This window comes from Pseudomonas sp. WS 5079, from assembly GCF_012985465.1.
In the GTDB taxonomy this organism is placed as follows: Bacteria; Pseudomonadota; Gammaproteobacteria; order Pseudomonadales; family Pseudomonadaceae; genus Aquipseudomonas.
This window is the reverse complement of the sequence record NZ_JAAQWN010000006.1, coordinates 1-24,655: the sequence shown is the minus strand read 5'-3', so window position 1 is coordinate 24,655 and position 24,655 is coordinate 1. Positions and strand designations below refer to the sequence as shown.

General features: G+C 61.9%; 26 protein-coding genes. 14 read left to right on the top strand and 12 right to left on the bottom strand.

Annotated features, from left to right (window positions below; translation table 11 throughout):
• Positions 1-32 precede the first annotated feature (32 nt).
• A complete protein-coding gene (locus HBO05_RS16725) occupies positions 33-371 on the bottom strand; it encodes a DUF3565 domain-containing protein (protein WP_172313460.1) in 339 nt (112 codons plus the stop codon).
• Here HBO05_RS16725 and HBO05_RS16720 point away from each other — a divergent pair.
• From HBO05_RS16720 to HBO05_RS16710, 3 genes are all read left to right on the top strand, one after another.
• Positions 340-825, top strand: coding sequence for a peptidylprolyl isomerase (locus HBO05_RS16720; protein ID WP_017476012.1), 486 nt, complete (start codon positions 340-342; stop codon positions 823-825). The two genes, HBO05_RS16725 and HBO05_RS16720, sit on opposite strands and share 32 nt — an antisense overlap.
• 136 nt (positions 826-961) lie before the next feature.
• Complete coding sequence (locus tag HBO05_RS16715) at positions 962-1,444, top strand: glutathione peroxidase (RefSeq protein WP_169954884.1); 483 nt, start codon at positions 962-964, stop codon at positions 1,442-1,444.
• Positions 1,445-1,629: 185 nt separating this feature from the next.
• The gene (locus HBO05_RS16710) at positions 1,630-2,733 is read left to right on the top strand and encodes an NADH:flavin oxidoreductase (RefSeq protein ID WP_172313458.1); all 1,104 of its coding nucleotides are present in this window, start codon (positions 1,630-1,632) and stop codon (positions 2,731-2,733) included.
• A gap of 92 nt (positions 2,734-2,825) precedes the next feature.
• Here HBO05_RS16710 and HBO05_RS16705 read toward each other — a convergent pair whose 3' ends face one another.
• From HBO05_RS16705 to cysZ, 3 genes are all read right to left on the bottom strand, one after another.
• A complete protein-coding gene (locus HBO05_RS16705; RefSeq protein WP_172313456.1) occupies positions 2,826-4,004 on the bottom strand; it encodes a glycosyltransferase family 1 protein in 1,179 nt (392 codons plus the stop codon).
• 79 nt (positions 4,005-4,083) lie between these two features.
• On the bottom strand, positions 4,084-5,076 hold the full coding sequence (locus HBO05_RS16700) for a cytochrome-c peroxidase (RefSeq protein ID WP_172313454.1): 993 nt from the start codon (positions 5,074-5,076) through the stop codon (positions 4,084-4,086).
• Positions 5,077-5,159: 83 nt separating this feature from the next.
• A complete protein-coding gene (gene cysZ, locus HBO05_RS16695; RefSeq protein ID WP_169954888.1) occupies positions 5,160-5,915 on the bottom strand; it encodes a sulfate transporter CysZ in 756 nt (251 codons plus the stop codon).
• A 292-nt stretch (positions 5,916-6,207) separates the two neighbouring features.
• On the opposite strand from cysZ, the gene trxB reads away from it, so the two are divergent.
• On the top strand, positions 6,208-7,170 hold the full coding sequence (gene trxB, locus HBO05_RS16690; RefSeq protein WP_169954889.1) for a thioredoxin-disulfide reductase: 963 nt from the start codon (positions 6,208-6,210) through the stop codon (positions 7,168-7,170).
• A 185-nt stretch (positions 7,171-7,355) separates the two neighbouring features.
• On the opposite strand, the gene HBO05_RS16685 is transcribed toward trxB, so the two are convergent.
• From HBO05_RS16685 to HBO05_RS16665, 5 genes are all read right to left on the bottom strand, one after another.
• A complete protein-coding gene (locus HBO05_RS16685) occupies positions 7,356-7,694 on the bottom strand; it encodes a HopJ type III effector protein (RefSeq protein ID WP_172313452.1) in 339 nt (112 codons plus the stop codon).
• The gene (locus HBO05_RS16680) at positions 7,687-7,983 is read right to left on the bottom strand and encodes a DUF1244 domain-containing protein (RefSeq protein ID WP_057437796.1); all 297 of its coding nucleotides are present in this window, start codon (positions 7,981-7,983) and stop codon (positions 7,687-7,689) included. Before HBO05_RS16680 ends, HBO05_RS16685 begins: the two co-directional genes overlap by 8 nt.
• A 24-nt stretch (positions 7,984-8,007) precedes the next feature.
• Positions 8,008-8,379 (bottom strand): dihydroneopterin triphosphate 2'-epimerase, encoded by a 372-nt coding sequence (folX, locus tag HBO05_RS16675; protein ID WP_057437798.1) that lies wholly within the window; start codon positions 8,377-8,379, stop codon positions 8,008-8,010.
• A gap of 55 nt (positions 8,380-8,434) precedes the next feature.
• Positions 8,435-9,142, bottom strand: a complete 708-nt coding sequence (folM, locus tag HBO05_RS16670) for a dihydromonapterin reductase (protein ID WP_169954891.1) — start codon at positions 9,140-9,142, stop codon at positions 8,435-8,437.
• 61 nt (positions 9,143-9,203) lie between these two features.
• Positions 9,204-9,764, bottom strand: coding sequence for an antibiotic biosynthesis monooxygenase (locus HBO05_RS16665; RefSeq protein WP_169954892.1), 561 nt, complete (start codon positions 9,762-9,764; stop codon positions 9,204-9,206).
• A 214-nt stretch (positions 9,765-9,978) separates the two neighbouring features.
• On the opposite strand from HBO05_RS16665, the gene HBO05_RS16660 reads away from it, so the two are divergent.
• Positions 9,979-10,938 (top strand): MerR family transcriptional regulator, encoded by a 960-nt coding sequence (locus HBO05_RS16660; protein ID WP_169954893.1) that lies wholly within the window; start codon positions 9,979-9,981, stop codon positions 10,936-10,938.
• A gap of 2 nt (positions 10,939-10,940) precedes the next feature.
• Here HBO05_RS16660 and HBO05_RS16655 read toward each other — a convergent pair whose 3' ends face one another.
• Both HBO05_RS16655 and HBO05_RS16650 read right to left on the bottom strand, forming a co-directional pair.
• Positions 10,941-11,546, bottom strand: coding sequence for a hypothetical protein (locus HBO05_RS16655; RefSeq protein WP_169954894.1), 606 nt, complete (start codon positions 11,544-11,546; stop codon positions 10,941-10,943).
• Between the two features lie 58 nt (positions 11,547-11,604).
• Entirely contained in the window at positions 11,605-12,072 is a 468-nt protein-coding gene (locus HBO05_RS16650; protein WP_169954895.1) for a PAS domain-containing protein, read from the bottom strand.
• A 103-nt stretch (positions 12,073-12,175) separates the two neighbouring features.
• Between HBO05_RS16650 and HBO05_RS16645 the strand changes: the two genes are divergently transcribed.
• Positions 12,176-12,631 carry a flavodoxin gene (locus HBO05_RS16645; protein ID WP_169954896.1) on the top strand — a complete coding sequence of 152 codons (456 nt, stop codon included), beginning with the start codon at positions 12,176-12,178 and terminating at the stop codon, positions 12,629-12,631.
• Here HBO05_RS16645 and HBO05_RS16640 read toward each other — a convergent pair.
• Positions 12,612-13,508, bottom strand: a complete 897-nt coding sequence (locus HBO05_RS16640) for a LysR family transcriptional regulator (protein WP_172313450.1) — start codon at positions 13,506-13,508, stop codon at positions 12,612-12,614. The two genes, HBO05_RS16645 and HBO05_RS16640, sit on opposite strands and share 20 nt — an antisense overlap.
• 92 nt (positions 13,509-13,600) lie before the next feature.
• Between HBO05_RS16640 and HBO05_RS16635 the strand changes: the two genes are divergently transcribed.
• From HBO05_RS16635 to HBO05_RS16600, 8 genes are all read left to right on the top strand, one after another.
• Complete coding sequence (locus HBO05_RS16635; RefSeq protein ID WP_169954898.1) at positions 13,601-13,993, top strand: CidA/LrgA family protein; 393 nt, start codon at positions 13,601-13,603, stop codon at positions 13,991-13,993.
• Positions 13,983-14,669, top strand: coding sequence for an LrgB family protein (locus tag HBO05_RS16630; RefSeq protein WP_169954899.1), 687 nt, complete (start codon positions 13,983-13,985; stop codon positions 14,667-14,669). The genes HBO05_RS16635 and HBO05_RS16630 overlap by 11 nt, the downstream gene beginning before the upstream one ends.
• 157 nt (positions 14,670-14,826) lie before the next feature.
• Positions 14,827-15,609, top strand: coding sequence for a class II aldolase/adducin family protein (locus tag HBO05_RS16625; RefSeq protein WP_170058564.1), 783 nt, complete (start codon positions 14,827-14,829; stop codon positions 15,607-15,609).
• The gene (locus HBO05_RS16620; RefSeq protein ID WP_172313448.1) at positions 15,609-16,553 is read left to right on the top strand and encodes an alpha/beta hydrolase; all 945 of its coding nucleotides are present in this window, start codon (positions 15,609-15,611) and stop codon (positions 16,551-16,553) included. The genes HBO05_RS16625 and HBO05_RS16620 overlap by 1 nt, the downstream gene beginning before the upstream one ends.
• A 181-nt stretch (positions 16,554-16,734) precedes the next feature.
• The gene (locus HBO05_RS16615) at positions 16,735-17,646 is read left to right on the top strand and encodes an SDR family oxidoreductase (RefSeq protein ID WP_169954902.1); all 912 of its coding nucleotides are present in this window, start codon (positions 16,735-16,737) and stop codon (positions 17,644-17,646) included.
• Between the two features lie 482 nt (positions 17,647-18,128).
• Entirely contained in the window at positions 18,129-19,919 is a 1,791-nt protein-coding gene (locus HBO05_RS16610; protein ID WP_169954903.1) for a DUF1302 domain-containing protein, read from the top strand.
• A gap of 30 nt (positions 19,920-19,949) precedes the next feature.
• Positions 19,950-21,317, top strand: coding sequence for a DUF1329 domain-containing protein (locus tag HBO05_RS16605; RefSeq protein WP_169954904.1), 1,368 nt, complete (start codon positions 19,950-19,952; stop codon positions 21,315-21,317).
• A gap of 270 nt (positions 21,318-21,587) precedes the next feature.
• On the top strand, positions 21,588-24,128 hold the full coding sequence (locus tag HBO05_RS16600) for a LuxR C-terminal-related transcriptional regulator (protein ID WP_170058562.1): 2,541 nt from the start codon (positions 21,588-21,590) through the stop codon (positions 24,126-24,128).
• The last annotated feature ends 527 nt before the right edge of the window (positions 24,129-24,655 follow it).

Genomic DNA, 24,655 nt, shown 5'->3' with positions numbered 1-24,655 from the left:
GTGGTGCGCTATGGCTGCGCGCCGACCGGGAATCAGCTGCCAAGGGTATCGTTATCCGGGCGCTGCGCACACCAGCCACAGGCAAAGGGCTGGCCTATTTTTGCCAGGCGTTGCGCCGGATCCATCACCCAGCCCCGGGATTGCCAGGGCGGCTGGTGGCGCAGGTGCTGCGTATGGCCGCAGGACAGCGCGACGACCCAGTGGCCATCTGCATCCTGGTGAAATCCGACGACCGTCGGGTCACCGGATCGACTCCGTCTGTCCGGGTTGTGTTCGCTTTCGGGCAAATCCTTGTTTAGACTTGTCCGTTCTTCATTCTTATGCAAAAGGTCTCGCCCCATGCCGATCGCCGCCAACAAGGCTGTCTCCATTGACTATACCCTGACCAACGACGCTGGTGAGGTCATCGACAGCTCCGCCGGCGGCGCGCCGCTGGTCTACCTGCAAGGCGCAGGTAACATCATCCCTGGCCTGGAAAAGGCCCTGGAAGGCAAAGAGGTTGGTGATGAACTGACCGTTGCCGTAGAACCTGAAGATGCCTACGGCGAGTACTCGGCCGAACTGGTCAGCACCCTGAGCCGCAGCATGTTCGAAGGCGTCGACGAACTGGAAGTGGGCATGCAGTTCCACGCCTCCGCTCCGGACGGCCAGATGCAGATCGTGACCATCCGCGACCTGGACGGCGATGACGTGACCGTCGACGGCAACCACCCGCTGGCAGGCCAGCGCCTGAACTTCCAGGTCAAGATCGTTGCCATCCGCGACGCTTCCCAGGAAGAAGTGGCTCACGGCCACGTACACGGCGAAGGTGGTCACCACCATTGATTGACGGGCCACGTCCAGTCAGTTGAAAAGAGAGGCGCCTTCGGGCGCCTTTTTTGATTGGCGGCTATTCTTGCCGACTTGGCGGCTGTAATCTCGAATGGCCGTTACACAGAATATGGGAAACCTGGAGTTCTTCATGAGTGCTTTCCACGACCTTAAACTCAAAGCCCTGGATGGTCAGGAGCTGCCTCTGGCGCCCTACAAGGGGCAAGTCGTGCTGGTGGTCAATGTCGCCTCCAAATGTGGGCTGACTCCACAATATGCCGCGCTGGAAAACCTCTACCAGCAATACAAGGGCCAGGGTTTCACCGTGCTGGGCCTGCCGTGCAATCAGTTCGCAGGCCAGGAGCCTGGGACCGAAGAAGAGATCCAGGAGTTCTGCAGCCTCAACTATGGCGTGAGCTTTCCCCTGGGCAGCAAGCTTTCGGTGAACGGCCCTGATCGCCATCAGTTGTACCGCCTGCTGGCGGGTGAGGGGGCAGAGTTTCCGGGGGATATCACCTGGAACTTCGAGAAATTTTTGCTGGGCAAGGATGGGCGAGTATTGGCGCGGTTTTCTCCGCGTACCGCGCCTGATGATCCGAGCGTGGTCCAGGCCATCGAAAAAGCCCTGGCCTGACCTGCTGTAGGCGCCGGCTTGCCGGCGACCCGCAGTAACGGCCATCGCCGGCAAGCCGGCTCCTACGGTGTTTTATGTGGCTCACGGCTTTTACCCCTTAATCACCGCAATCAATAGTGCTATCCAGCACTGCCCGTGCTCCATATTATCCGCATCATAAAATCCCTCTCGTGCGGAGTGCTCCCATGCCTGTCCAAGCCTTGTTCAAACCTTTCCAGCTCGGTGCGCTGCAATTGCCGTCCCGTGTGGTCATGGCGCCGATGACCCGTTCGTTTTCCCCGGGTGGCGTACCCAATTCCAAAGTGATCGAGTACTACCGCCGTCGCGCGGCGGCCGGCGTAGGCTTGATCATCACGGAGGGCACAGTGGTGGGCCACCAGGCTTCCAACGGTTATCCGAACGTGCCGCATTTCTACGGTGAAGCGGCATTGGCCGGCTGGAAGAAAGTGGTCGATGCGGTGCATGCCGAAGGCGGCAAGATCGTCCCGCAGTTGTGGCATGTCGGTAGCGTGCGGCGCATCGGCACCGAGCCGGATGCCAGCGTCCCGGCCTATGGCCCGATGGAGAAACTCAAGGACGGCAACGTGCTGGTTCGTGGCATGACGGTCGAGGATATCAAGGAGGTGATTGCCGCCTTCGCCCAGGCCGCCAAGGATGCCCAGGCCATCGGCATGGACGGCGTGGAAATCCACGGCGCGCACGGTTACCTGGTCGATCAGTTCTTCTGGGAAGGCAGCAACCAGCGTACGGACGAATACGGTGGCAGCCTGGCCAACCGTTCGCGTTTTGCCATTGAGTTGATCCAGGCCGTGCGGGCCGCCACAGGTCCTGGATTTCCGATCATTTTCCGTTTCTCCCAATGGAAGCAGCAGGATTACACCGCGCGCCTGGTGCAAACCCCTGAGGCGTTGGGTGAGTTTCTCAAGCCGTTGTCTGACGCGGGCGTGGATATTTTCCACTGCTCCACGCGGCGTTTCTGGGAGCCTGAGTTTGAGGGTTCCGAGCTGAACCTGGCGGGTTGGACCCGTAAGCTCACCGGCAAGCCGACCATCACTGTGGGCAGTGTCGGCCTGGATGGCGAGTTCCTGCAGTTCATGGTCAACACCGACAAAATCGCACAGCCGGCAAGCCTGGAAAAACTGCTGGAGCGCTTGAATAACGACGAGTTCGACCTGGTGGCCGTGGGGCGTGCGCTGCTGGTCGATCCGGATTGGGCGCTGAAAGTGCGTGAAGGGCGTGAGGGCGATATCTTGCCGTTCAGCCGTGAGGCGTTGACTACCCTGGTTTAAGGGGGAATTGACGGGCCCTATCGCGGGCAAGCCCGCTCCCACATTGGAATGCAAGCAACCTGTGGGAGCGGGCTTGCCCGCGATAGGGCCCGTCAGGTCAGCTTCGAGCTGCCCGTCTCCAGCAAGTCCTCGCCACACGCCCCGCGCAGTTGATGTTCAAACCGCTCAATAATCGCCGGCCAGCCCTGGCGACTGGCATGCTGGCGCGCATTCAGGCGCACGCGGCGTAAACTCTCCGGCTCTTCCAGCAACCAACTGGCGGCATCGCAAAACGCATCCTCATCCCCCGGCATCGCCACTGCACCGCTGTAGCCGTGGCGGATATGCTGGGTGGCGGCCGCCTGGTCGTAGGCCACCACACCCAGGCCCGATGCCATGGCTTCCAGGACCACGTTGCCAAAGGTCTCGGTGAGGCTGGGGAATAGAAACAAATCCCCGGACGCATAGTGCCGGGCCAGTTCCTCACCGCGTTGCGTGCCGCAGAACGCTGCTGCCGGGAGGGTCTTCGCCAGGGCTTCGCGCTGCGGCCCGTCGCCGACCACGATCAGCTTCAAGCGACGCTGTGGATAAGTCGACTGCAACGCCTCGAAGCAACGTTTGAGCAAACCGAGGTTTTTTTCCGGTGCCAGGCGTCCGACATGCAGGACGGCAATATCTTCATTACCCAGGCCCCATTGCTCACGCAAGCCATTGTCACGCCTGGCCGGGTGGAACAATTGGCTGTCGACGCCGCGTGACAGTAGGTCCAGGCGCTCGAAGTGGCGGCGCTCCAGCTCCAGGCGCTGGCTGACGCTGGGCACCAGGGTCAGGGTGGAGCGGTTGTGGAACCAGCGCAGGTAGTGGGTCAGGAAGCGGCTGAGCATGCCCAGGCCGTATTGGCTGGAATACTGCTGGAAGTTGGTATGGAAACCGCTGACCACGCTGATCCCCAGGCGCCGTGCCGCACGCAAGGCGGACAAGCCCAGCGGGCCCTCGGTGGCAATGTACAGCACGTCCGGGCGCTGGCGTTTCCAGCGCCGCAGCAGCTTGTGCATCGAGGACTGGCCCCATTGCAGGCCGGGATAGCCCGGCAAAGGCCAGCCGCGACACAGCAGCAGGCCGTCGTCGCTGAGGCGACTCAAGTCGCCACCCTGGCGCGGGCGCACCAATTCCACCTGATGCCCACGCGCGCGCAGGCCATCACACAGGCGGCCAAGGGTGTTGGCCACGCCGTTGATTTCCGGTGGGAAGGTTTCGGTAATCAGGGTGATGTTCAGGAAGGCTGTCGTCATGCAGCCAGTGTCGGCGCGGGCCATGTCGCCATTGTGTCATCGCAATGACGGATTTGTGACGGCAGGGCCCGGCATTGGCTTAGTTGAACGGCGTAGGACGCGGGGTCTTGGCCGAGGACGGCGGCAGGATCGGCAGCTTGAAGTCCGGCTGGTCGCCGGTCAGGGTGTCGAGGAACGCGACAATCTGGCTGACCTCATCGGTGCTCAACTTGCGGCCCAATTGCAGGCGGGCCATGACGTCCACCGCTTCGCTCAGGTTCCAATAGGCACCGTCGTGGAAGTAGGGGTAGGTCAGGGCGACGTTACGCAAGGTGGGCACCTTGAACATCATCCGGTCCTGATCCTTGCCGGTCAGGCCGGCCACGCCCTGGGCCGGGTTCTTGGTGGCGTAGGCTTCGACCATGCCCATTTTCTGGAAGGTGCTGCCACCGACCGCCTCGCCGTTGTGGCAGGCCACGCAGCCGATGTTCTTGAACAGCTGGTAGCCCTGGGCAGCCGTGGCGCTGATGGCTTTTTTGTCGCCCAGCAGCCAGCGGTCGAATGGGGCGTTGGGGGTGACCAGGGTTTCTTCGAAGGCCGCGATGGCGTTGGTCACATCGTCGAACTTGATGCCGTCATCGCCATACACTTTCTTGAACGCGGCCTGGTACTGCGGGATCGAGCGCAGCACGTCCACCGCCAGGTCATGGGTAAAGCCCATCTCACCGGGGTTGGCGATCGGGCCGCCGGCCTGCTCCTGCAGGGTCGCCGCGCGTCCGTCCCAGAACTGCGCGACGCTCATGCTCGAGTTGAGCACCGTCGGTGAGTTGATCGGCCCCTGGTGCCAGTTATGCCCGATGGAGGTGGGCAGATTGTCGCTGCCGCCCATGCTCAGGTTGTGGCACGAGTTGCAGGAAATGAAGCCGGACTTGGACAAGCGTGGGTCGAAGAACAATTGCTTGCCCAGTTCGACCTTGTCGGCATCGGTGATCTTCGCCGGTTGTACCGGCAATATGGGCTCATTGGCGGCGGCGGCCCCCCAGGCCTCACCGCCCAACATCAATCCGAACATCAGCATCAACGGTCTGTACATGGTGCGCTCCCCACAGGCTTATAGTTTTAATAACCATGTGCTCTGTATGGGCAAATCGCCATGATCCAGGTCAATCGAACAGCCTAGGGGTTTTTCGCCAGCATCGTTTCGGCGCCTTGCTCACGCACCCAGAACAACGTCGCCCCGGCCACCGCTGCTGGCATCATCAGCAGGTTGACCACCGGCACCAGCAGCACCAGGTAGACGATCCCGCCAAAGCTCATGCTCTGCCAGCGCTTCTGGCGCAGCCAGGCGAGCATTTCGTTCCAGCCCAGCTTGTGGTTGTCGGCCGGGTAGTCGATGTATTGGATCGCCATCATCCACACCCCGAACAGCAGCCACAGCGGTGCGGCAATCAGGTTGACCACCGGGATGAACGACAGGATAAACAGGCCGATGGCCCGGGGCAGGAAGTAGCCCAGTTTGCGCATTTCCCGGGCCAGGGTGCGCGGGACCATGGCAAACAGCTCGGCCCAGCTGAAGGCGGGGAAGTCATCGGTGCCGCGCACCACCACTTCGACTTTTTCCGCGAGAAAGCCGTTAAACGGTGCAGCGATGATGTTGGCGAGCATGGTGAAGCTGAAAAACACCATAAACGCCACCAGCAGCACGAACAGCGGCCACAGGATGTAGCTGAGGAAACTCAGCCAACTGGGCAGCGTCGGCATCAAGGTGTCGACCCACAGGCTGAACTGATGGCCAGCAAAATAGATCAATCCGACGAACAGTATCAGGTTGATCGCCAGGGGCAGCAGGACGAACAGGCGCAGGCCTGGGCTCAAGACCAGTTTCAGGCCTTCACGCAGGTATTGTGGGCCTGACAGAACGGGGGCGGGCATGGATAACTCCGGGCAAAAGGGCGAACGCGCCGACCTTACCGGCTTTGCCGATACGGTGAAAGCACGGTCAGCAAGCCGACATTAACGGTAACAAACATGTTGATTAATAGGTGCCACGGAATAGAGACCGCCTATGAGCTGGATTGTTAATCCGTATTTCCTTAATCTTGCCCCCCTCTATACGCTGCACCCATTATTTTCAGGGCCTGCGAGTTCAAGCCTTCCCCAAGTGCTTCGCGGTCCTTTTTTATTCCAGCCGCCCTGTAGTCCGGGCGGTCGATAGGAGTGAGTCATGTCTGATACCCGTCATTCGCGAGTGATTATTCTCGGTTCCGGCCCTGCCGGTTACAGCGCTGCGGTCTACGCGGCCCGGGCCAACCTCAAGCCGTTGCTGATCACCGGCATGCAGGCGGGTGGTCAGTTGACCACCACCACTGAAGTCGACAACTGGCCGGGTGACGTCCACGGCCTGACCGGCCCGGTGTTGATGGAGCGCATGAAAGAACACGCCGAGCGTTTCGAGACCGAAATCGTCTTCGACCATATCAATGCCGTGGATTTCTCGAAAAAGCCCTACAGCCTGACCGGCGACAGCGGCGTCTACACCTGTGACGCGCTGATCATCGCCACTGGCGCCAGCGCTCGCTACCTGGGCCTGCCATCGGAAGAAGCGTTCATGGGCAAGGGCGTTTCCGCCTGCGCGACCTGCGACGGTTTCTTCTACCGCAACAAGCCGGTGGCTGTGGTCGGTGGTGGTAACACCGCAGTGGAAGAGGCGCTATACCTGGCCAACATCGCCAGCACCGTGACCCTGGTTCACCGCCGCGAAACTTTCCGCGCCGAGAAGATCCTGATCGACAAGCTGCACGCGCGGGTTGCCGAAGGCAAGATCATCCTCAAGCTCAACGCCACCCTGGATGAAGTCCTGGGCGACAACATGGGCGTGACCGGTGCGCGCTTGAAAAACAACGACGGCAGCTTCGACGAGCTGAAAGTCGACGGCGTGTTCATCGCCATCGGCCACACCCCGAACACCTCCCTGTTCGAAGGCAAGCTGACCGCCAAAGATGGTTACCTGGTGGTGCAGGGCGGCCGTGAAGGCAATGCCACTGCAACCAACATCGAAGGGATCTTTGCCGCTGGCGACGTGGCTGACCATGTCTACCGCCAGGCCATCACCTCGGCCGGCGCCGGTTGCATGGCGGCCCTGGATGCCGAGCGTTACCTCGACGGCTTGAAAGACGCTTCTTTCTAAACCGTTGCCATAAAAAAACCGGCCAAAAGGCCGGTTTTTTTTGTGTGTAACTGGACGAACAGCGCAATCTCAATCTGGAAATCCAATCAATGTGGGAGCTGGCTTGCCTGCGATGGCGGTGTGACAGCCACCACCGCCATCGCAGGCAAACCCGGCTCCCACATTGACCGGGTTTGCAAGCTGGCTCAGCGGCGGGTCAAAGGCGGCTGGACAAACTTCACTCCCGCCAACCCATGCTCGATCAGCGCGCGGATATTGGCGTGATCCGTGCCCTCAGGCGTCGCCAGCACCGAACGATAATGCTCGCCAAACGCCAGCAAGGCCTGCTGGTCGCTCAACCCTTCCAGCAGCGCCAGGCCCAGGGTCTTGCACGAGCCTTCATTCTGCCCGGCGGCGTTTTCTACGCTGCCATTGGTGAAGGCTTGTGGCTGGTAGTCGTAGCCGGCGGCGATAAAGGCCAGGGTGTCGGCAAACAGGTGTTCGCCGCTGTCGAGGCTGGTGCGCAGGGTGTTCAGGTCAGTCATGGGGTTTTCCTTTGGCAAACGCCGCTTGTTGTTCGGCGCTGGCTTCTTGCTGGTATTGGGCTTTCCACTCGGCGTACGGCATGCCGTATACCACTTCGCGGGCGTCATCGAGGCTGACCTCGATCTGGCGTTCGTCGGCCTCGGCCTTGTACCACTTGGACAGGCAGTTGCGGCAGAAACCGGCGAGGTTCATCAGGTCGATGTTCTGTACATCCTTGCGGCTGTCCAGGTGCGCTACCAGCCGGCGGAAGGCGGCGGCTTCGAGTTCCAGGCGTTGTTGGTCGGTCATGGGATTCACACAGATTCAGGGGGGTTAACGGCTGGCTGCCAGGGTGATCGACACCGACTCGGCAAAGCGCAGCGCATGGGGCTTGTCGACTTCGACTTCGGCATACAGCACCGACTCGTTGCTCATCACCAGGTCCAGCAGCTCCTGGGTCAGGCGTTCGAGCAGGGCGAAGCGGTTGCCTTCGACGTGGGCGATGATGGCCTTGGTGATGGTGCGGTAGTTCAAGGCGTGGTCGATATCGTTGTCGCGCACGGCGTCTTGTGCGGCATACAGGATGGTCAGGTTGATCAACACATCCTGCTTGTTGAGGATCTCTTCCTCGTTGATGCCAATAAAGGTACGCAGACACAGGTCCTTGACCCGGATGCGCGCCATACCTGGTTGAAGTTGTGGCATTGCTACTTGCTCCGTCCAATCAGTTGCAGGAACCCCAGGCCGCTGGTGTTCGGGTTTACTTGACATGCCGCCCGCCATTGACGGTCAGGGTGGTGCCGGTCACATAAGGGTTGTCCAGCAGGTAACGCACGCTCTGGTAAATCACCTCGGGCCCGGGTTCGATACCCAGTGCCGACTTGGCCAGGACCTTGGCACGATAAGCCGCGTCGTCGCCGTCGTTGAACATCACCATCGCTGGCGCGATGCCATTGACCTTGATCCGGGGCGCGTATTGGGCGGCGAAGGACAGGGTCAGGCTGTCGAGCCCGGCCTTGGTGGCACAGTAGGCAATATGCTGGCGGCTGCCCTTGCGGGTCACGTCGTCGCTGATGTGCACAATGTCGGCCGGCGTCGAGCGCCGCAACAACTCAGCACAATGCAGGTTGATCAGGTACGGCGCAAGCATGTGCACGCTGAACATATCGATAAAGGCGTTGGCCTCGTCACCGGGTGTTTCTGGGGCCCAGGTCGAGGCGTTGTGGATGATCGCCCGCAGGCTGTCGGTATGGGTCTTGAGTTCGCTGATGAACGCCAGGATACCGGCCTCGGACGAGAAGTCGGCAAACACGCCAATCGCCCCGCGCTCGCGCAGGGCCTGCACGCCTGGACGTTCACTGCGATAGCTGAAGATCACCGGTTGCTGTGCGTCCAGCAGGCGCTGGGCGCAATGCAGGCCGACACGTTGGCCGGCGCCGGTAATCAGGATCGGTGCGGGAGAGGTCATGGGAGGCTCGGGTCGCGGGCAAGCTAAAACTATACCAGCGACCGGCCTGTTGCGGATCGGCTCAAACGGCCGCTTCGGCAGGTTTTACCCGCGGCGGGGCAGGATTGAGCCAGCCCGCCAGCAAATGGGTCGACAGCGGAATGAACAGATAGACCATCAACGGCGTCAGGGCCAGGGTGCTGACCAGCACGCGGCTGAACATGCCCAACTCGGCGAGCAACGGCTCAAGGCCAAAGTTGAACAGCAGTGAAACCGGGAAAAACGCCAGCCAGATCGCCACGGCCTGTTTCCAGCGCGGCGGGCGCTGGCCCACGGCACCAAACCAGCCCTCCATGCCGCTGACGCGATGCTCCATGGGGTTGGCGAACAATTCGCTGCCACGGCCCAGCCAGGCGCTGCGCGAGGCCGAGAACTCCCAGGCATGCAGGGTCTGCTCGTCGGCGAAGCGGAAGATGATCTGGAATTCGCCGCCATCGGCAGGCGGCGCAAGTACGCCTGAACCCAGGTAGCCGGGGAAGTCCGTGGCCAATTGCTCGCCTTCGCGCAGCCAGCTCATCATGTCTTGATAACGGCCTTGGGCAGCACGGCGTGCAACCATCAAGGTGACGGGTTGGGTAGACATTGTGTATCTCCGAATGTGTGGGCGCGTTGCACCGGGTAGGTGGCGTCCCAGGCGAAGCCGCAGGGTAGGGCGGCGACGCAAAAAAACAGGCAAGGATTATTCCTGATTTGACGAAATACGCCAGCGGCATTGGACGGCTGGGCAGATCCCTTGAAAAAGACAGGTATAAAAGCGTTAAATGGGATCCAACTACGTGCCAATCTTCGGTCCTTTGATGTCTGTAATCACAGCTCCATCCCCCGGTCTTGAGCAAGGTGCCCTACGCACTGGCGATGAGTTGTTCCCGATTCGTGAAGTCTCAAGATTGACAGGTATCAATCCGGTCACCCTGCGCGCGTGGGAGCGCCGTTATGGGTTGATCCAGCCGGTGCGCACCGAAAGTGGGCATCGCCTGTACACGCAGAAGGACATCGAGACCGTTCATCGCATTCTGGATTGGATCGAGCGTGGTGTGGCGGTCAGCAAAGTCGGCAAGATCCTCGCTCGGGACGATGGGCAATCGTCATCACTGCACCACCTGCAGGAAGGCAGCGACCATCATGAATGGGCCCAGTGGCAGCAGCAGATGCAAACTGCCATCGGTGCGTTTGATGAGCTGCAACTGGAGCGCCTGTACGGCCAGGTCTTTGCCGCGTACCCCGCTGCGGTGGTGTTCCAGGACATCCTGATGCCCCTTTGGCACCAGTTGTTGCGCCATCAGGGACGTTTCGGCCAAGCCAGCGAATGGCTGTTTTTCGACAGCTTCCTGCGTGCGCGGATCTCCCAGCGCCTGCAACTGGCCCGCGCTGGCCGCACGCCGCAGGTATTGCTGGCGGCGATTGCCGGTGAGTGCCGCGAACTGGAACTGCTGGTGGCCGGGCTCATGCTCGGTGGTGATGAACGGGTGGTGCATGTGCTGAGCGTCGGCCAGCCCCTGGATGAGTTGACGCTGATCTGCGAGAAGATCCGCCCGCAGGCCCTGGTGCTGTTCTCCAATCGCGCGCCAACCCACGAACTACCCAAGCGCCTGGGGCGCCTGGCCTTGACCCTGGACTGTCCGCTGCTGCTGGCCGGTGATGCCTCGGACATGGCCCAGCAGCAACTGGCAGGTAGCGTTATCGGTTGCCTGGGCAGTGAAGGAAGGTTGATGCAGCGGCGCTTGCGGCAGTTTCTCAGTGGAACCCTGGATACCTGAGATCAGGCATGCACTTCAGGGTGGGCCAGGCGATGCTGTTGCAGGATGAACTGGCGCAGGCGCTCGGTTTCATCCACATCGCCCTGGTTCAAGCGGTAGGCAAACAGCCCGCGCGCGGTCTCGCGTTCCAGGGTGCCACGCACCGCAATTCGCTCGTAGCCAGAGGGGCTGAACCACATCGAGAACGTCCTGGGTGGTTTGCTACGGCCCCGGGACTGCACCAGCAGGCCCTTGAACGACACTTCATGCACCCACAGTGAACCAGGCTGGCCCCTGACATTTTCCAGGGCCACCGGCTCTTCGAGCACCAGGCGCCACGGCCGGATCATCGGCCCGTCTTCGAAAATGCTCGGCACCCCAAGGCGCAAGTGCAGCGCATGGAACTCGTCTTCCACCAGTTGCAGAGGAAACGTCATTTGCTGGTTATCGAACTGCGCCTGGATCGTCACCTGCTCATGGGCCGCCAAGCGCGTGAGCAGGTCGCGGATCTGCGCGCCGCCGTTGACCGTCAGGCTCGACGACACATCCCGCACATTCAGTTGTGGGTTGTGGTGCATGTTCTGGATGAAGTCCAGTTCGTCCTGCGTCAAAAGCGCGTCGCGTTGCATTGATGTGGCTCAAGGAAATGCGTGATTAAACGGATTATCACCCTAAAGACCGTATTTTCTAAAGTTTGTTAGATCCGCTCGTCGCCCGGAGCGCGGCCAACTCGGCTGTAAGCTGCGCCACCTGGGCTTCCAGCTGGGCAACACGCTGCTGGGCCTTGACCTGAACCGTGACGTCTTTCTGCACGCCGACGAAGTAAGTCTGCCCATCCGCCTGGTTATAAACCGTCGATAATGACAGCTCATTCCAAAAGTGCGTGCCGTCCTTGCGGTAATTGCGCAGGATTTCCCGGCAGGCTCCGCCACTGTCCAGGGCTTCGCGAATGGCCATCAGCGCTGGCTGGTCACGGTCGCCTGACTGCAGGAAGCGGCAATCCTGATAAAGGATGTCGTCCAGGTTATAGCCGGTCATGCGTTCGAAGGCCGGGTTCACGTAAATCAGCGGCTTGTCCTTGCCTTCCCGTTCCGCCACGACAATCCCGTCGTTAGAAGCATTGACAACCATCTGCATCAGCTTGGCGTTGATCATTGAACGATCCATAGCGTGTTTGTGGATTTCTTAGTGTAGGGCAACCGAGCCGGCTGCCAGCTGTTAATATCCCAGGTTTTCAATCAACTACAGGATCAGATTGATGAAAGTCGCCATCCTTTCCGGCTCGGTCTATGGCACGGCAGAAGAAGTTGCCCGCCACGCCATGGGTATCCTCAACGCAGCCGGTTTCCAGGCCTGGCATAACCCGCGGGCGACCCTGGCCGACGTGCAGGCCTTCGCCCCGGACGCCTTTCTGGCCGTCACTTCCACCACCGGCATGGGCGAACTGCCGGACAACCTGATGCCGCTGTATTCGACGATCCGCGACCAACTGCCCGCCGCCTGGCGCGGTTTGCCAGGTGCGGTGATCGGCCTGGGCGACGCCAGCTACGGCGACACCTTCTGTGGCGGCGGCGAGCAGATGCGCGAGCTGTTTGGCGAGTTGGGCGTGCGTGAAGTGCTGCCGATGCTGCGCCTGGATGCCAGCGAAAGCGTCACCCCGGAAGCGGATGCCGAGCCTTGGCTGGCGGAGCTGGTCACGGCACTGCGCGGCTGATCGGGTACTCGCGCAAAAGCGCGAGCCAGGCCTGGGCGGCTTTCGACAGATAGGCGCCTTTGCGCCAGATAAAGGCGATGTCCCAGCGTAGGAAATCGGGCGCCCTGAGTGTCAGGCGCACCACACCGGGGCGCTCCAGGCCGCGCGCGACCACACTGGGCAGCAGCACTACGCCCTGGCCTGCGGCCACCAGTGCGACGAGAAAATCCGCCTGGCCGCTGCGCCCACTTTCCCGTGGCGTGAAGCCCAGTTGCTGGCAGGCCTGGAGCAGCCGGTCATTGAGCACAAAGCTGCGCTGGTACATCAAGAACGGCGTGTCGGCCAATTCCTCCAGGCCAATCTGGGCCCGCTGTGCCAACGGGTGGTCCACGGGCAGCAGCGCATCCAGCGGCTCATCGCAGAAGGCTTGCCAGGCAAACGCCGGATCGGTGGGCAACAGGCTGCCGCCGACGTCCAACTCACCCGCGAGAATGGCCTGCTCAATATTGCGGCTACCACCTTCAAGCAACTGGATGCTGACATTGGGGTAGCGCCGGCGATATTCGGCAAACAGCCCGGCAAACAGCATATCGCCCCCCAGTTGCGGCAGGCCCATGCGCAATTCGCCACGGGTCATTTGATTAAGGTCGTCCAGCTCACTCACCAGCTCGGTCTGCAAGCGCAACATGGCTTCGGCCCGTTGCAGCACCACCTGCCTGGCGGCGGTCAGGCGCACGTGCGAACCGATGCGGTCGAGCAGGGGGGTACCGAGGCTCTGTTCCAGTTGCGCCACTTGCTTGCTCACGGCGGACTGGCTGATATGCAGGGTTTTCCCGGCCTGGGTAAAACCGCCACGGTGCACCACTTCGATAAAACTGCGCAGCTGTTTGAATTCCATCGCACCAATTCCAGTTTGGAATGGCTTGCAGTCTAACAATTCGCTTTGGGGATGCCAGGGGGCTCTTTAAAATGAGGGCCTGCGAGGAACCCATGTCGACTAAACGTTTCACCTTCAAACACCTGGGCCGGCTGCTGGTTGAGCTGCTGGTATTGCTGGCGATCTACCTGCTGGGCTGCCAACTGGCCGTATGGCTGGCCTGGCCGATCCCCGGCGGAGTGATTGGCCTGGGCCTGCTGTTGCTGGTGTTCGCCAGCGGCCTGATCAAGCCGGCGGCCCTGCAATTGGGCGCTGGCATGCTGATGGCAGAAATGCTGTTGTTTTTTATCCCGGCGCTGATGAGCCTGCTCGATTACGGTGGCCTGCTGCGCCATGACGGCTGGCGGATCATGCTGGTGATCGCCCTCAGCACCCTGATGGTGATGCTGGTCACGGCGTTTACCGTCGAACTGGTCTGCCGCTGGAAGCTGCGCCATGAAGCTTGAACTGATGCCGCTGTTCTGGCTGGCCCTGACCCTGCTGGCCTATGGTTTCAGCCGCTGGATCTACCGGCGCACCGGGCGCTACCTGCTGTCACCGCTGATTTTGGTGCCCGCGCTGCTACTGGCGGTGGCCGTACCGCTGAACACCGCCTATGCCGAGTACGCCACCGACACCCATTGGCTGATGCTGGTACTGGGCCCGGTCACGGTGGCATTCGCCATCCCGATCTGGCAGCAGCGCCAATTGTTGATGCGGCACTGGTCGGCGTTGCTCCTGGGGATGCTGGCCGGTAGCGCCGCCTCCATTGGCACCTCCTTTGGCTTGGCCAAGGCGCTGGCCCTGGACAGCGCGGTGACGATGTCGTTGGTGCCACGCTCGATCACCACCCCCTTTGCCATGCCCCTGGCCCACGATCTGGGCGGCGTACCGGAGCTCACGGCGGTGTTTGTGATGTTCACCGGTGTGTTCGGCGCCATGCTCGGCGGGGTCCTGCTCAAGTGGCTGCCGCTGCGCAGTGCCTTGGCGCGGGGCGCGTTGTTTGGGGTGGGCGCCCACGGTGCGGGCGTCAGCCGTGCCCACGAAGTGGGCGGCGAAGAAGGCTCGGTGGCCGGGCTGGTGATGGTCCTGACGGGCTTGCTCAACCTGTTTGCCGCACCTTTACTGGCGTCGCTTCTCTGACACCACATTGTACGAATCCGAACTATCCTCACGGTTGACTCGCTCGGTCATCAAGCTGGCTGCCAACGCAACTACGGCAGGCCTGTGGTCTGACTAGACTGGCCCTTCAGCCCAAAAATAATAAGAACACCACAGCGTCAGCGTCGAGGTCCTTGCCGTGAGCCTAGCCCCCGTTCCATCGACACAGAGTGTAAAAGACCAGGTCAGCGCCGCCGAATGGCAGGCACGGATCGACCTGGCCGCCTGCTATCGCCTGGTGGCCATGCATGGCTGGGATGATCTGATTTTCACCCATATCTCGGCCAAGGTGCCGGGCACCGAAGACTTCCTGATCAACCCGTTCGGGCTGATGTTCCACGAAATCACCGCCTCCAGCCTGGTCAAGGTCGACCAGGCCGGCAACAAGCTGATGGACAGCCCCTACGAGATCAACCCGGCGGGCTATACCATCCACAGCGCGGTACACGAGGTACGCCACGACGTGGTCTGCGTGCTGCACACCCACACGGCGGCGGGCGTGGCCGTATCGGCGCAGAAGCAGGGCGTGCTGCCCATCAGCCAGCAGTCGCTGTTCGTGCTCTCGAGCCTGGCCTATCACGCCTACGAAGGCGTGGCGCTGAACCACGAGGAAAAGGCCCGCTTGCAAGCCGACCTGGGGCCGAGCAATTTTTTGATGCTGCACAACCATGGCCTGCTGACCTGCGGCGCGACCATTGCCGATACCTTCCTGATGATGTTCACCTTCCAGCGCGCCTGCGATATCCAGGTGCTGGCGCAAAACGGCGGGGCCGAATTGATCGCCATCGAGCCGCAGATTCTGGCGGGGGCCAAGGCCATGATTGCCGGTGTGACCAAGAGCGCCCAAGGCATGGGCGGCGCGCTGGCCTGGCCGGCGCTGCTGCGCAAGCTTGATCAACAAGACCCTGGATACCGACTCTGATGCCACTGGCCGAGATCCCCCTGAGCGCCTGGCGCAAGCGCGGGCAGAGTTTTGTCTTTCGCGGGCAGACCATCCGTTACTGGGTGGCCGGGCAGGGCGAGCCCTTGCTGCTGATCCACGGTTTCCCCAGCGCCAGTTGGGACTGGCATTACCTCTGGCAGCCGCTGGCCCAGCGCAACCTGGTGATTGCCTGCGACATGCTCGGCTTTGGCGACTCGGCCAAGCCCCTGGACCACACCTATTGCCTGCTGGAACAGGCCGACCTGCAACAGGCGCTGCTGGCCCATCTGCGGATTCAACAGCCGGTGCATGTCATGGCCCATGACTACGGCGACAGCGTGGCCCAGGAACTGCTCGCCCGGCACTATGAGGGGCGGTTCCAGCTGGCCAGTTGTGTGTTTCTCAATGGTGGGCTGTTCCCCGAGACCCACCGCGCGGCGCTGGTGCAAAAACTGTTGCTCAGCCCGTTGGGTTGGATGATCGGCCGCGCATTCGGGCGCAATGCCCTGGCCGACAGCTTCAAGCAGATCTTCGGCCCCGACACCCGCCCCAGCGAAAGTGCCCTGGATGACTTCTGGAGCCTGATCGAAAACAACGATGGCCCACGGATCCTGCACAAACTCATCGCCTACATCCCCCAGCGCCGCCGTCAACGCGAGCGCTGGGTGGCGGCGATGCAGCGCGGCGAAGTGCCGTTGCGGGTGATCGATGGCGAAGTCGACCCGATCTCCGGCGCGCATATGGTCGCGCGCTACCGCGAGCTGATACCGGATGCCGACACGGTGTTACTGGCCAACATCGGCCACTACCCGCAGATTGAAGCGCCGGTGCAGGTGCTCAAGCATTACCTGGCGTTTCGCGAGGGTATCGAGGCCAGCAAAGACTCGCTATGGGAACTGGCTTGTGTGGGAGCTGGCTTGCCTGCGATGGGTACACCTCGGTAAATCAGTTGTATTGCGGTGATGCAATCGCAGGCAAGCCAGCTCCCACACAAGCCAGCTCCTATACGAGCCGATCATCCCCGTGCCTTATTGCGCACCATTCACCCCCGCCCGTATTTATTGTGACCACAAGCCCCGTGCCTGACACTCAACCCATCGTCCACTGTCTTCGCTGGAGTTCCCTATGAGTGAGTCTGTGCAGTTCCAAGATAAAGTCGTGATCGTCACCGGTGCCGGGGGTGGCTTGGGGCGTGCCCATGCGCTGCTGTTCGCCAGGCACGGGGCCAAGGTGCTGGTCAACGACCTTGGCGGCTCGACTCAGGGCGAAGGCGCCAACGCTTCGGCGGCCGACCGTGTGGTGGCCGAGATCCGTGAGGCCGGCGGGATTGCCGAGGCCAACCACGATTCGGTGACCGACGGCGAAAAGATCGTGCAACACGCCCTCGAGGTGTTTGGCCGCATCGACGTGGTGGTGAACAACGCCGGGATCCTGCGTGACAAAACCTTCCACAAAATGGAGGACAGCGACTGGGACCTGGTGTACCGCGTGCATGTCGAAGGTGCCTACAAAGTCACCCGCGCCGCCTGGCCGCATCTGCGCGAGCAAGGCTACGGCCGGGTGATTTTCACCGCCTCCACGTCGGGCATCTACGGCAACTTCGGCCAGTCCAACTACGGCATGGCCAAGCTCGGCCTGTATGGCCTGACCCGCACCCTGGCGCTGGAGGGGCGCAAGCACAACATCCTGGTCAATGCCATCGCACCTACCGGCGGCACGCGCATGACCGAAGGCCTGATCCCCCCGCAGGTGTTCGAAAGGCTCAAGCCTGAACTGGTCAGCCCGCTGGTGGTGTACCTGGGCAGCGAGGCGTGCCAGGAAACTTCTGGGCTGTTTGAAGTGGGCGGCGGCTGGATCGGCAAGACCCGCTGGGAACGCAGCCTGGGCGTCGGGTTTGACCCCGAGGCGGGCTTCTCGCCAGAGGATGTGGCGGCGCACTGGCAGCAGATCTGCGACTTTGAAGGGGCGGCCCATCCCAAGGACAACATCGAAGCCTTGAAAGAGATGATGGACAACCTGCAGAAATACAGCCTGTGATCGTTACCTGAAAAACAGTCAATCCTGCGGGGCGCTTATGGCGCCCCGCTTTGTTTCAGGCATAAAAAAGGCCGCTGCATAAGCAGCGGCCGAAGTAAGACGTTGGATCAAGGAGCTACAAATCAACGTCAGTGAACACCGGTAACAGACTGAAAATACGCTTCAATCCGTCAAAAATTGGCTTTCGTGAAGCAGGCGGTTCGCCTTGAAAGCCCGGTAAGAATAGTCCGTTGTAACAGAATGAAAAACACTGATTCAGGACAAGGACTGTTACCAAAACAACAACAGTGGCGCGCCTGACGGGCGGGGTATCCATTCTCTTGATGGCGCTCCATCCACTGCGTCGATAGCCCCGCCAATACCCACGCTAGAGCCTGCGTTAATCCTTTGGAGCGACACAACGAATACCTCCTTGGTGCGCTTATCGCTCCTGATGGCGGGCAGTAGGGTGGGGCCTTCTGTCACACCACCGGGGAAGACGCATGACAAAAACAACAATGCGCGCCATCTTCAGGCCACAGGCGCTGGCCGCTGCGGTTGCTTTGGGTTGCTGCGTTCAGGCGCAGGCTGTTTCATTCAATATCGGCGAGATCGAGGGGCAGTTCGATTCGTCGCTGTCGGTGGGTGCCAGCTGGGGCATGCGCGATGCCGACCGCAAGCTGGTGGGCACGGTCAACGGCGGCAGTGGCCAGGCTTCCACCGGGGATGACGGGCGGCTGAACTTCAAGAAGGGCGAAACCTACTCGAAAATCTTCAAGGGCCTGCACGACCTGGAGCTCAAGTACGGCGATACCGGGGTGTTTGTACGGGGCAAGTACTGGTACGACTTCGAACTCAAGGACGAAGACCGTGAGTTCAAGCCGATCAGCGACCACAACCGCAAGGAAGGCTCCAAATCCAGCGGTGCACAGATCCTCGATGCCTTCGTCTATCACAACTATTCCCTGGGCGACCTGCCGGGCACCGTGCGTGCCGGCAAGCAGGTGGTCAGTTGGGGCGAAAGTACCTTCATCGGCAACTCCATCAACAGCATCAACCCCGTCGACGTCTCGGCCTTCCGCCGGCCTGGCGCCGAGATCAAGGAAGGCCTGATCCCGGTGAACATGCTGTTTGCCTCCCAGGGCCTGACCAACCAACTGACCGTGGAAGGCTTTTACCAGTTGGAATGGGACCAGACCGTACTGGATAACTGCGGCACCTTCTTTGGTGGCGACGTGGCGGCCGATGGCTGCACCAATAACTACACGGTCGGTAGCCCGGCGATCCGCCCGCTGCAACCTGTGGCCGCTGCGTTCGGCCAAGGCTTTGGCGTGACCAACGAAGGGGTGATCGTGCGCCGCGCTGCCGACCGTGATGCACGGGACTCCGGGCAGTTCGGCATGGCCTTGCGCTGGCTCGGCGATGACACCGAGTACGGCCTGTACTTCATGAACTACCACAGCCGCACGCCGACCGTGGGCACCCTCACGGCCAACACTAACCTTGCGACCATCGGCAATATCATCAATACCGCCAACGGCATTGCCCCCGGCAGCGGCGCCGGCCTGGCGCAGAGCGTGATGCTCGGACGCGGCCAGTACTACCTGGATTACCCGGAAGACATCCGCCTGTACGGCGCCAGCTTTTCCACGACCCTGCCCACCGGCACCGCCTGGACCGGGGAAATCAGCTACCGCCCCAACGCCCCGGTGCAACTCAACACCACCGACCTGACCCTGGCCCTGGTCAACCCGATTGCCGGTAACACCGTGTCGCCGATCAAGAGCTCATTCGGCGCTGACAACACCGGCTACCGGCGCAAGGAAATCACCCAGTTCCAAACCACCATGACCCAGTTTTTCGACCAGGTGCTGGGCGCCGAACGCCTGACCGTAGTGGGCGAGGCAGCCATCGTGCGGGTGGGCGGGCTGGAGAACAAAACCAAGCTGCGCTACGGCCGTGATTCGGTGTACGGCCAATACGGTTTTGGCGGTGACACCGACGGCTTCGTCACGGCGACTTCCTGGGGTTATCGCGCCCGGGCGATCCTGGACTACAACAACGTGATCGCCGGGATCAACTTCAAGCCCAACCTGTCCTGGTCCCATGACGTCAAGGGTTACGGCCCCAATGGCCTGTTCAACGAAGGGGCCAAGGCGCTCAGCGTCGGGGTCGATGCGGACTACCGTAACACCTACACCGCGAGCCTGAGTTACACCGACTTTTTTGGCGGTGACTACAACACCCTGACCGACCGTGACTTCCTCGCCCTCAGCTTTGGCGTGAACTTCTGATTCGGCTAAAAAAGAACAAGGACAACAACCATGCGTAAGATGATTTTGCAGTGCGGTGTACTGGCCCTCAGCCTGGTGGCCGCCAACGTGATGGCCGCCGTGTCACCGCAAGAAGCAGCCAAGCTCGGTACGACCTTGACCCCAGTGGGCGCCGAGAAAGCCGGTAACGCCGATGGCTCGATCCCGGCCTGGACCGGTGGCATCCCGAAAAACGCCGGCGCGGTGGACAGCAAGGGCTTTTTGGCCGACCCGTTTGCCAATGAAAAACCGCTGTTCGTGATCACCGCGGCCACGGTCGACAAGTACAAGGACAAACTGTCGGACGGCCAGGTGGCGATGTTCAAGCGCTACCCAGAGACCTACAAAATCCCGGTCTACACCACCCACCGCACGGTCAACCTGCCCGACGATATCTACGAGTCGATCAAGCGCAGCGCGCTCAACGTCAAGTCGATCAACGACGGCAACGGCCTGGAGAATTTCACCGGCAACCGCTACTACGCCTTCCCGATCCCGAAAAATGGCGTCGAGGTGTTGTGGAACCACATCACTCGCTATCACGGCGGCAACCTGCGACGCATCATCACCCAGGCCACACCGCAGACCAACGGCAGCTACACGCCGATCCGCTTTGAAGAAGAAGTGGCAGTGCCACAACTGATCCCGGACATGGACCCGGCCAAGGGCGCCAACGTGCTGACCTTCTTCAAGCAGTCGGTCACCGCGCCCGCCCGCCTGGCGGGTAACGTGCTGCTGGTGCACGAAACCCTCGACCAGGTGAAAGAACCGCGCCTGGCATGGATCTACAACGCCGGCCAACGCCGCGTGCGCCGTGCACCGCAAGTGGCCTACGACGGGCCGGGCACTGCGTCCGACGGCCTGCGCACCTCGGATAACTTCGACATGTTCTCCGGCGCGCCAGACCGCTACGACTGGAAACTGGTGGGCAAGAAGGAAATGTACATTCCCTACAACGCCTACAAGCTCGATTCGCCATCCCTTAAATATGACGACATCATCAAGGCCGGCCACATCAACCAGGACCTGACCCGCTACGAGCTGCACCGGGTCTGGGAAGTGGTGGGCACGGTGAAACCAAGCGAGCGGCACATCTACGCCAAGCGCCACATGTACATCGACGAAGACAGCTGGCAAGTGGCGCTGGTGGATCACTATGACGGCCGCGGCCAACTGTGGCGCGTTGCCGAAGGTCATGCGCAGTTCTACTACAACCACCAGACCCCGGCCTACACCGTCGAGACCCTGTACGACATCATCGCCGGCCGCTACATCGCCCTGGGCATGAAGAACGAAGAGAAGAGCAGCTTTGTATTCGGCTTCAACGCCAAGGCGGCGGACTACACCCCATCGGCCCTGCGCGCCTCGGGCGTACGCTGACCTGAGGTTGTAAAGCCAATCACTGTGGGAGCTGGCTTGCCTGCGATGGCGGTGGACCAGGCAAAACCCATCAACCTGACCCACCGCCATCGCAGGCAAGCCAGCTCCCACATAGGCTCGGGTTTTAACCTGCCAATCCTGTGCCGGGCTCAAATGAAGCCCGGCTTTTTTATGCCCGGCAATCAGCCCGCTGAATACTTCTTCAACAACGCCCATTGACAGGACTACGGTAGACCGCACGCCGCATAACAATAAAAAAGGGACGTTGTAATGACCGCCATGACCCGTCGCCTGGATCGCCCTGGATTCATGCCACGTCTGTCTTCCCACCATTTGCTGCGCCCACGCCTGGCCGAGCCGTTGCTGGGGGCCGAGGCGCGGGTCCGGTTGCTGTGCGCGCCGGCCGGTAGTGGCAAGAGTGCCTTGTTGGCCGAATGCGCCCTGCAGGCCCCGGCGAGTTGCCAAGTGTATTGGCTGCCCCTCAACGGTGCGGCCCTGGACCCGCTGGATTTCTGTCAGCGCCTGGCCCAAAGCCTGGGCCTAGTGTTTGTCGATCAAGCCAGCTTGTTGCTCGACCTGAGCCGCTGGCAAGCGCCGGCCTGGCTGTTTCTCGATGACTATTGCCGGGTGGCGGCGCCCGCATTGGATGCCTTGCTCGATCGGGTGCTGGCGGCCAGCAGCCCGGCCTTGGTCTGGTGGCTGGGCGCGCGGCGCCGGCCGGCCTGCAATTGGCCACGGCTGTTGCTCGATGATGAGTTGTGGGAGTGCGGCGGCACCGAGTTGGCGTTCGATCAGCGCGAGGTCCAGCAACTGCTCGAGCATCACGCCGCGGGCGGGCAGGCCGCCGATAAAGTCCTGCAGTTCAGCGCCGGCTGGTGCGCCGGCGTGCGTATCGCCCTGCTCGAAGGCGACAGCCATCCCGACAGCGGTGCCTGGCATGGGCGCTCCCAGACCTTGCTCGATTACCTGCAACACGAGCTGTTCAGCACCTTGCCCGAAGAGTTGGAGGAGGCCTGGCGCGTGTTGGCGCACCTGCCGCGTTTCAACCCGGGGCTGTGCGAACACCTGTTCGGGTTTGGCGATGGCGCCGACTACCTGCGCGAGCTCCAGGCCCTCGGCGCGTTTATCGAGCCCTGGGAAGATTCGCCGGAGTGGCTGCAGGTCTTCGCGCCCCTGGCCCAGTTACTGCGCGACGAACCCTGGCCGGCCCGGCGTTCCTGGCACCGGCGCGCCTGCCAATGGTTTACCGCAGCCCAGGACTGGCAGGCGGCGTTTGAGCAGGCGCTGCTGGCTGAAGAGTACGAAGTGGCGGTCAGCCTGTTGGAGCACTTCAGCTTTGAAGACTTGTTCCGCCAGCAAAACGCCGTGCTGTTGTTGCGCCTGCATGAGCAACATGGCGACGAGTTGATGCTCGGCTCGGCGCAACTGGTGGGGCTGGTCACGGCGGCCTTGCTGTTTGCCGGGCGATTCGACCAGGCCGCGCAATGCATCGATCAACTGGCGCGCTTCACCCCGCAACCCACCGCCGCGCTGCAACGCCATCTGCTGGCGCGCTGGCAGGCGCAGTGGGGTTGGTTATTGCACCTGGGAGGGGAAGCGGTGCCTGCGCGTGGGCATTTTCTGGAGGCATTGAATGACTTGCCGGACAGCGCCTGGACGTCGCGCCTGATGTGCCTGTCCGGGCTGACCCAGCAAGCACTGTTGCGCGGCGAACTGGACGTGGCCCAGGCGCTCAATCGCGAGGCGCTGTGCCTGGCGCGGGCCCATGGTTCGTTGCTGCTGGAAGCGGTGCTGGAGCTTGATCACGCGCAACTGCTGGAACAGCGGGGCGCGCCGTACCGGGCCCAGAGCCTGTTGGAAGGCGTGCAGGCCATGCTGGTGCAGCAGCGCCTCAAGGCCGGGCCGCTGATGGGCCGGATTGCCTTGCGCCGTGGGCACCTGGCACTGCGCCAGGGGCATGACGCGCTGGCCACCGACTGCCTCGAAGCCGGCCTGGGCATGTGCCTGCATAGCCAGGATAAGCGCGTGCTGTACGGCTTCCTTGGGTTGGCGATGCTGGCGGCCAACCGTGGCGACTACGCCCAGGCGTTTATCCAGTTGCGCGACGCCGAGCGCCTGATGCAGCGCCGGCAGGTGCCCGACACGGTGTACCGGGCGGTGTTGTTGTTGCTCAGTGGGCACTTTTGGTTGCAGCAGGGGCGCGCCGAACTGACCCTGGAGGCCGTCAGCCGGGTGCTGCGCCACTATCATGGCCCGCAGGCGAAACAGGCACCGCCGGCGACCCTGGAGCTGATCCCCCGGCTGGAATACTTGCTGGTGCTGGCCCAGGTCAAGCTGCGCCGGGCCGAGCAACCCATCCAGCGGCTCACGGCCTTGCTCGATACGGCCCGCGAGCGTGGCATGCAGTGCCTGGAAGTGGAGTTGCACCTGGTGTTGGGCGAGGTGGCCTGGCAACTGGGCGAGCGCGCGAACGCGGTGCGCGCGCTGCAAACCGGGCTGGCCCTGGCGGCGCGCTGCCAGGTGCAACAGGCGGTGCGCGAACTGCGCCTGCGCCAGCCGGGGTTGCTCAGTGAACTGGGGCTCGAACCTCAGGATGCAGTGGCGGCGCCAGGGGAAAACCCGTTGAGCCAACGGGAACTGGAGGTGCTGCAACTGATCGCGCTGGGCAACTCCAACCTGGAAATTGCCGACTTGTTGTTTATCTCGCTGCACACGGTGAAGACCCACGCGCGGCGGATTCACAGCAAGTTGGGGGTGGAGCGGCGCACCCAGGCCGTGGCCAAGGCCAAGACCCTGGGCCTGATGGCCTGATTACTCCCAGCAACGCCGATCAACAGGTGGGAGCTGGCTTGTCGGGTCGCCGCATCGCTGCGATAGCGGTAGGCCAGTCAACATATCCTCACATGACCCACCGCCATCGCGGGCAAGCCCGCTCCCACAGGGGATCTCGGCTGGGCACAGGACTTTACACACACCACACACCAACTGTGGGAGCTGGCTTGCCTGCGATGACGGTGTATCAGTCGCAGAATGTATCAACTGACCCACCGCCATCGCGGGCAAGCCCGCTCCCACAGGGGATCTCGGCTGGGCACAGGACTTTGCACACACCACACACCAACTGTGGGAGCTGGCTTGCCTGCGATGACGGTGTATCAGTCGCAGAATGTATCACCTGACCCACCGCCATCGCGGGCAAGCCCGCTCCCACAGGGGATCTCGGCTGGGCACAGGACTTTGCACACACCACACACCAACTGTGGGAGCTGGCTTGCCTGCGATGACGGTGTATCAGTCGCAGCATGTATCAACTGACCCACCGCCATCGCAGGCAAGCC

Coding starts and splice junctions, on each gene's coding strand:
- HBO05_RS16720 (WP_017476012.1), top strand. CDS start 340: ATGCCGATCGCCGCCAACAAGGCTGTCTCCATTGACTATACCCTGACC.
- HBO05_RS16725 (WP_172313460.1), bottom strand. CDS start 371: ATGGAGACAGCCTTGTTGGCGGCGATCGGCATGGGGCGAGACCTTTTG.
- HBO05_RS16715 (WP_169954884.1), top strand. CDS start 962: ATGAGTGCTTTCCACGACCTTAAACTCAAAGCCCTGGATGGTCAGGAG.
- HBO05_RS16710 (WP_172313458.1), top strand. CDS start 1,630: ATGCCTGTCCAAGCCTTGTTCAAACCTTTCCAGCTCGGTGCGCTGCAA.
- HBO05_RS16705 (WP_172313456.1), bottom strand. CDS start 4,004: ATGACGACAGCCTTCCTGAACATCACCCTGATTACCGAAACCTTCCCA.
- HBO05_RS16700 (WP_172313454.1), bottom strand. CDS start 5,076: ATGTACAGACCGTTGATGCTGATGTTCGGATTGATGTTGGGCGGTGAG.
- cysZ (WP_169954888.1), bottom strand. CDS start 5,915: ATGCCCGCCCCCGTTCTGTCAGGCCCACAATACCTGCGTGAAGGCCTG.
- trxB (WP_169954889.1), top strand. CDS start 6,208: ATGTCTGATACCCGTCATTCGCGAGTGATTATTCTCGGTTCCGGCCCT.
- HBO05_RS16685 (WP_172313452.1), bottom strand. CDS start 7,694: ATGACTGACCTGAACACCCTGCGCACCAGCCTCGACAGCGGCGAACAC.
- HBO05_RS16680 (WP_057437796.1), bottom strand. CDS start 7,983: ATGACCGACCAACAACGCCTGGAACTCGAAGCCGCCGCCTTCCGCCGG.
- folX (WP_057437798.1), bottom strand. CDS start 8,379: ATGCCACAACTTCAACCAGGTATGGCGCGCATCCGGGTCAAGGACCTG.
- folM (WP_169954891.1), bottom strand. CDS start 9,142: ATGACCTCTCCCGCACCGATCCTGATTACCGGCGCCGGCCAACGTGTC.
- HBO05_RS16665 (WP_169954892.1), bottom strand. CDS start 9,764: ATGTCTACCCAACCCGTCACCTTGATGGTTGCACGCCGTGCTGCCCAA.
- HBO05_RS16660 (WP_169954893.1), top strand. CDS start 9,979: ATGTCTGTAATCACAGCTCCATCCCCCGGTCTTGAGCAAGGTGCCCTA.
- HBO05_RS16655 (WP_169954894.1), bottom strand. CDS start 11,546: ATGCAACGCGACGCGCTTTTGACGCAGGACGAACTGGACTTCATCCAG.
- HBO05_RS16650 (WP_169954895.1), bottom strand. CDS start 12,072: ATGATCAACGCCAAGCTGATGCAGATGGTTGTCAATGCTTCTAACGAC.
- HBO05_RS16645 (WP_169954896.1), top strand. CDS start 12,176: ATGAAAGTCGCCATCCTTTCCGGCTCGGTCTATGGCACGGCAGAAGAA.
- HBO05_RS16640 (WP_172313450.1), bottom strand. CDS start 13,508: ATGGAATTCAAACAGCTGCGCAGTTTTATCGAAGTGGTGCACCGTGGC.
- HBO05_RS16635 (WP_169954898.1), top strand. CDS start 13,601: ATGTCGACTAAACGTTTCACCTTCAAACACCTGGGCCGGCTGCTGGTT.
- HBO05_RS16630 (WP_169954899.1), top strand. CDS start 13,983: ATGAAGCTTGAACTGATGCCGCTGTTCTGGCTGGCCCTGACCCTGCTG.
- HBO05_RS16620 (WP_172313448.1), top strand. CDS start 15,609: ATGCCACTGGCCGAGATCCCCCTGAGCGCCTGGCGCAAGCGCGGGCAG.
- HBO05_RS16615 (WP_169954902.1), top strand. CDS start 16,735: ATGAGTGAGTCTGTGCAGTTCCAAGATAAAGTCGTGATCGTCACCGGT.
- HBO05_RS16610 (WP_169954903.1), top strand. CDS start 18,129: ATGACAAAAACAACAATGCGCGCCATCTTCAGGCCACAGGCGCTGGCC.
- HBO05_RS16605 (WP_169954904.1), top strand. CDS start 19,950: ATGCGTAAGATGATTTTGCAGTGCGGTGTACTGGCCCTCAGCCTGGTG.
- HBO05_RS16600 (WP_170058562.1), top strand. CDS start 21,588: ATGACCGCCATGACCCGTCGCCTGGATCGCCCTGGATTCATGCCACGT.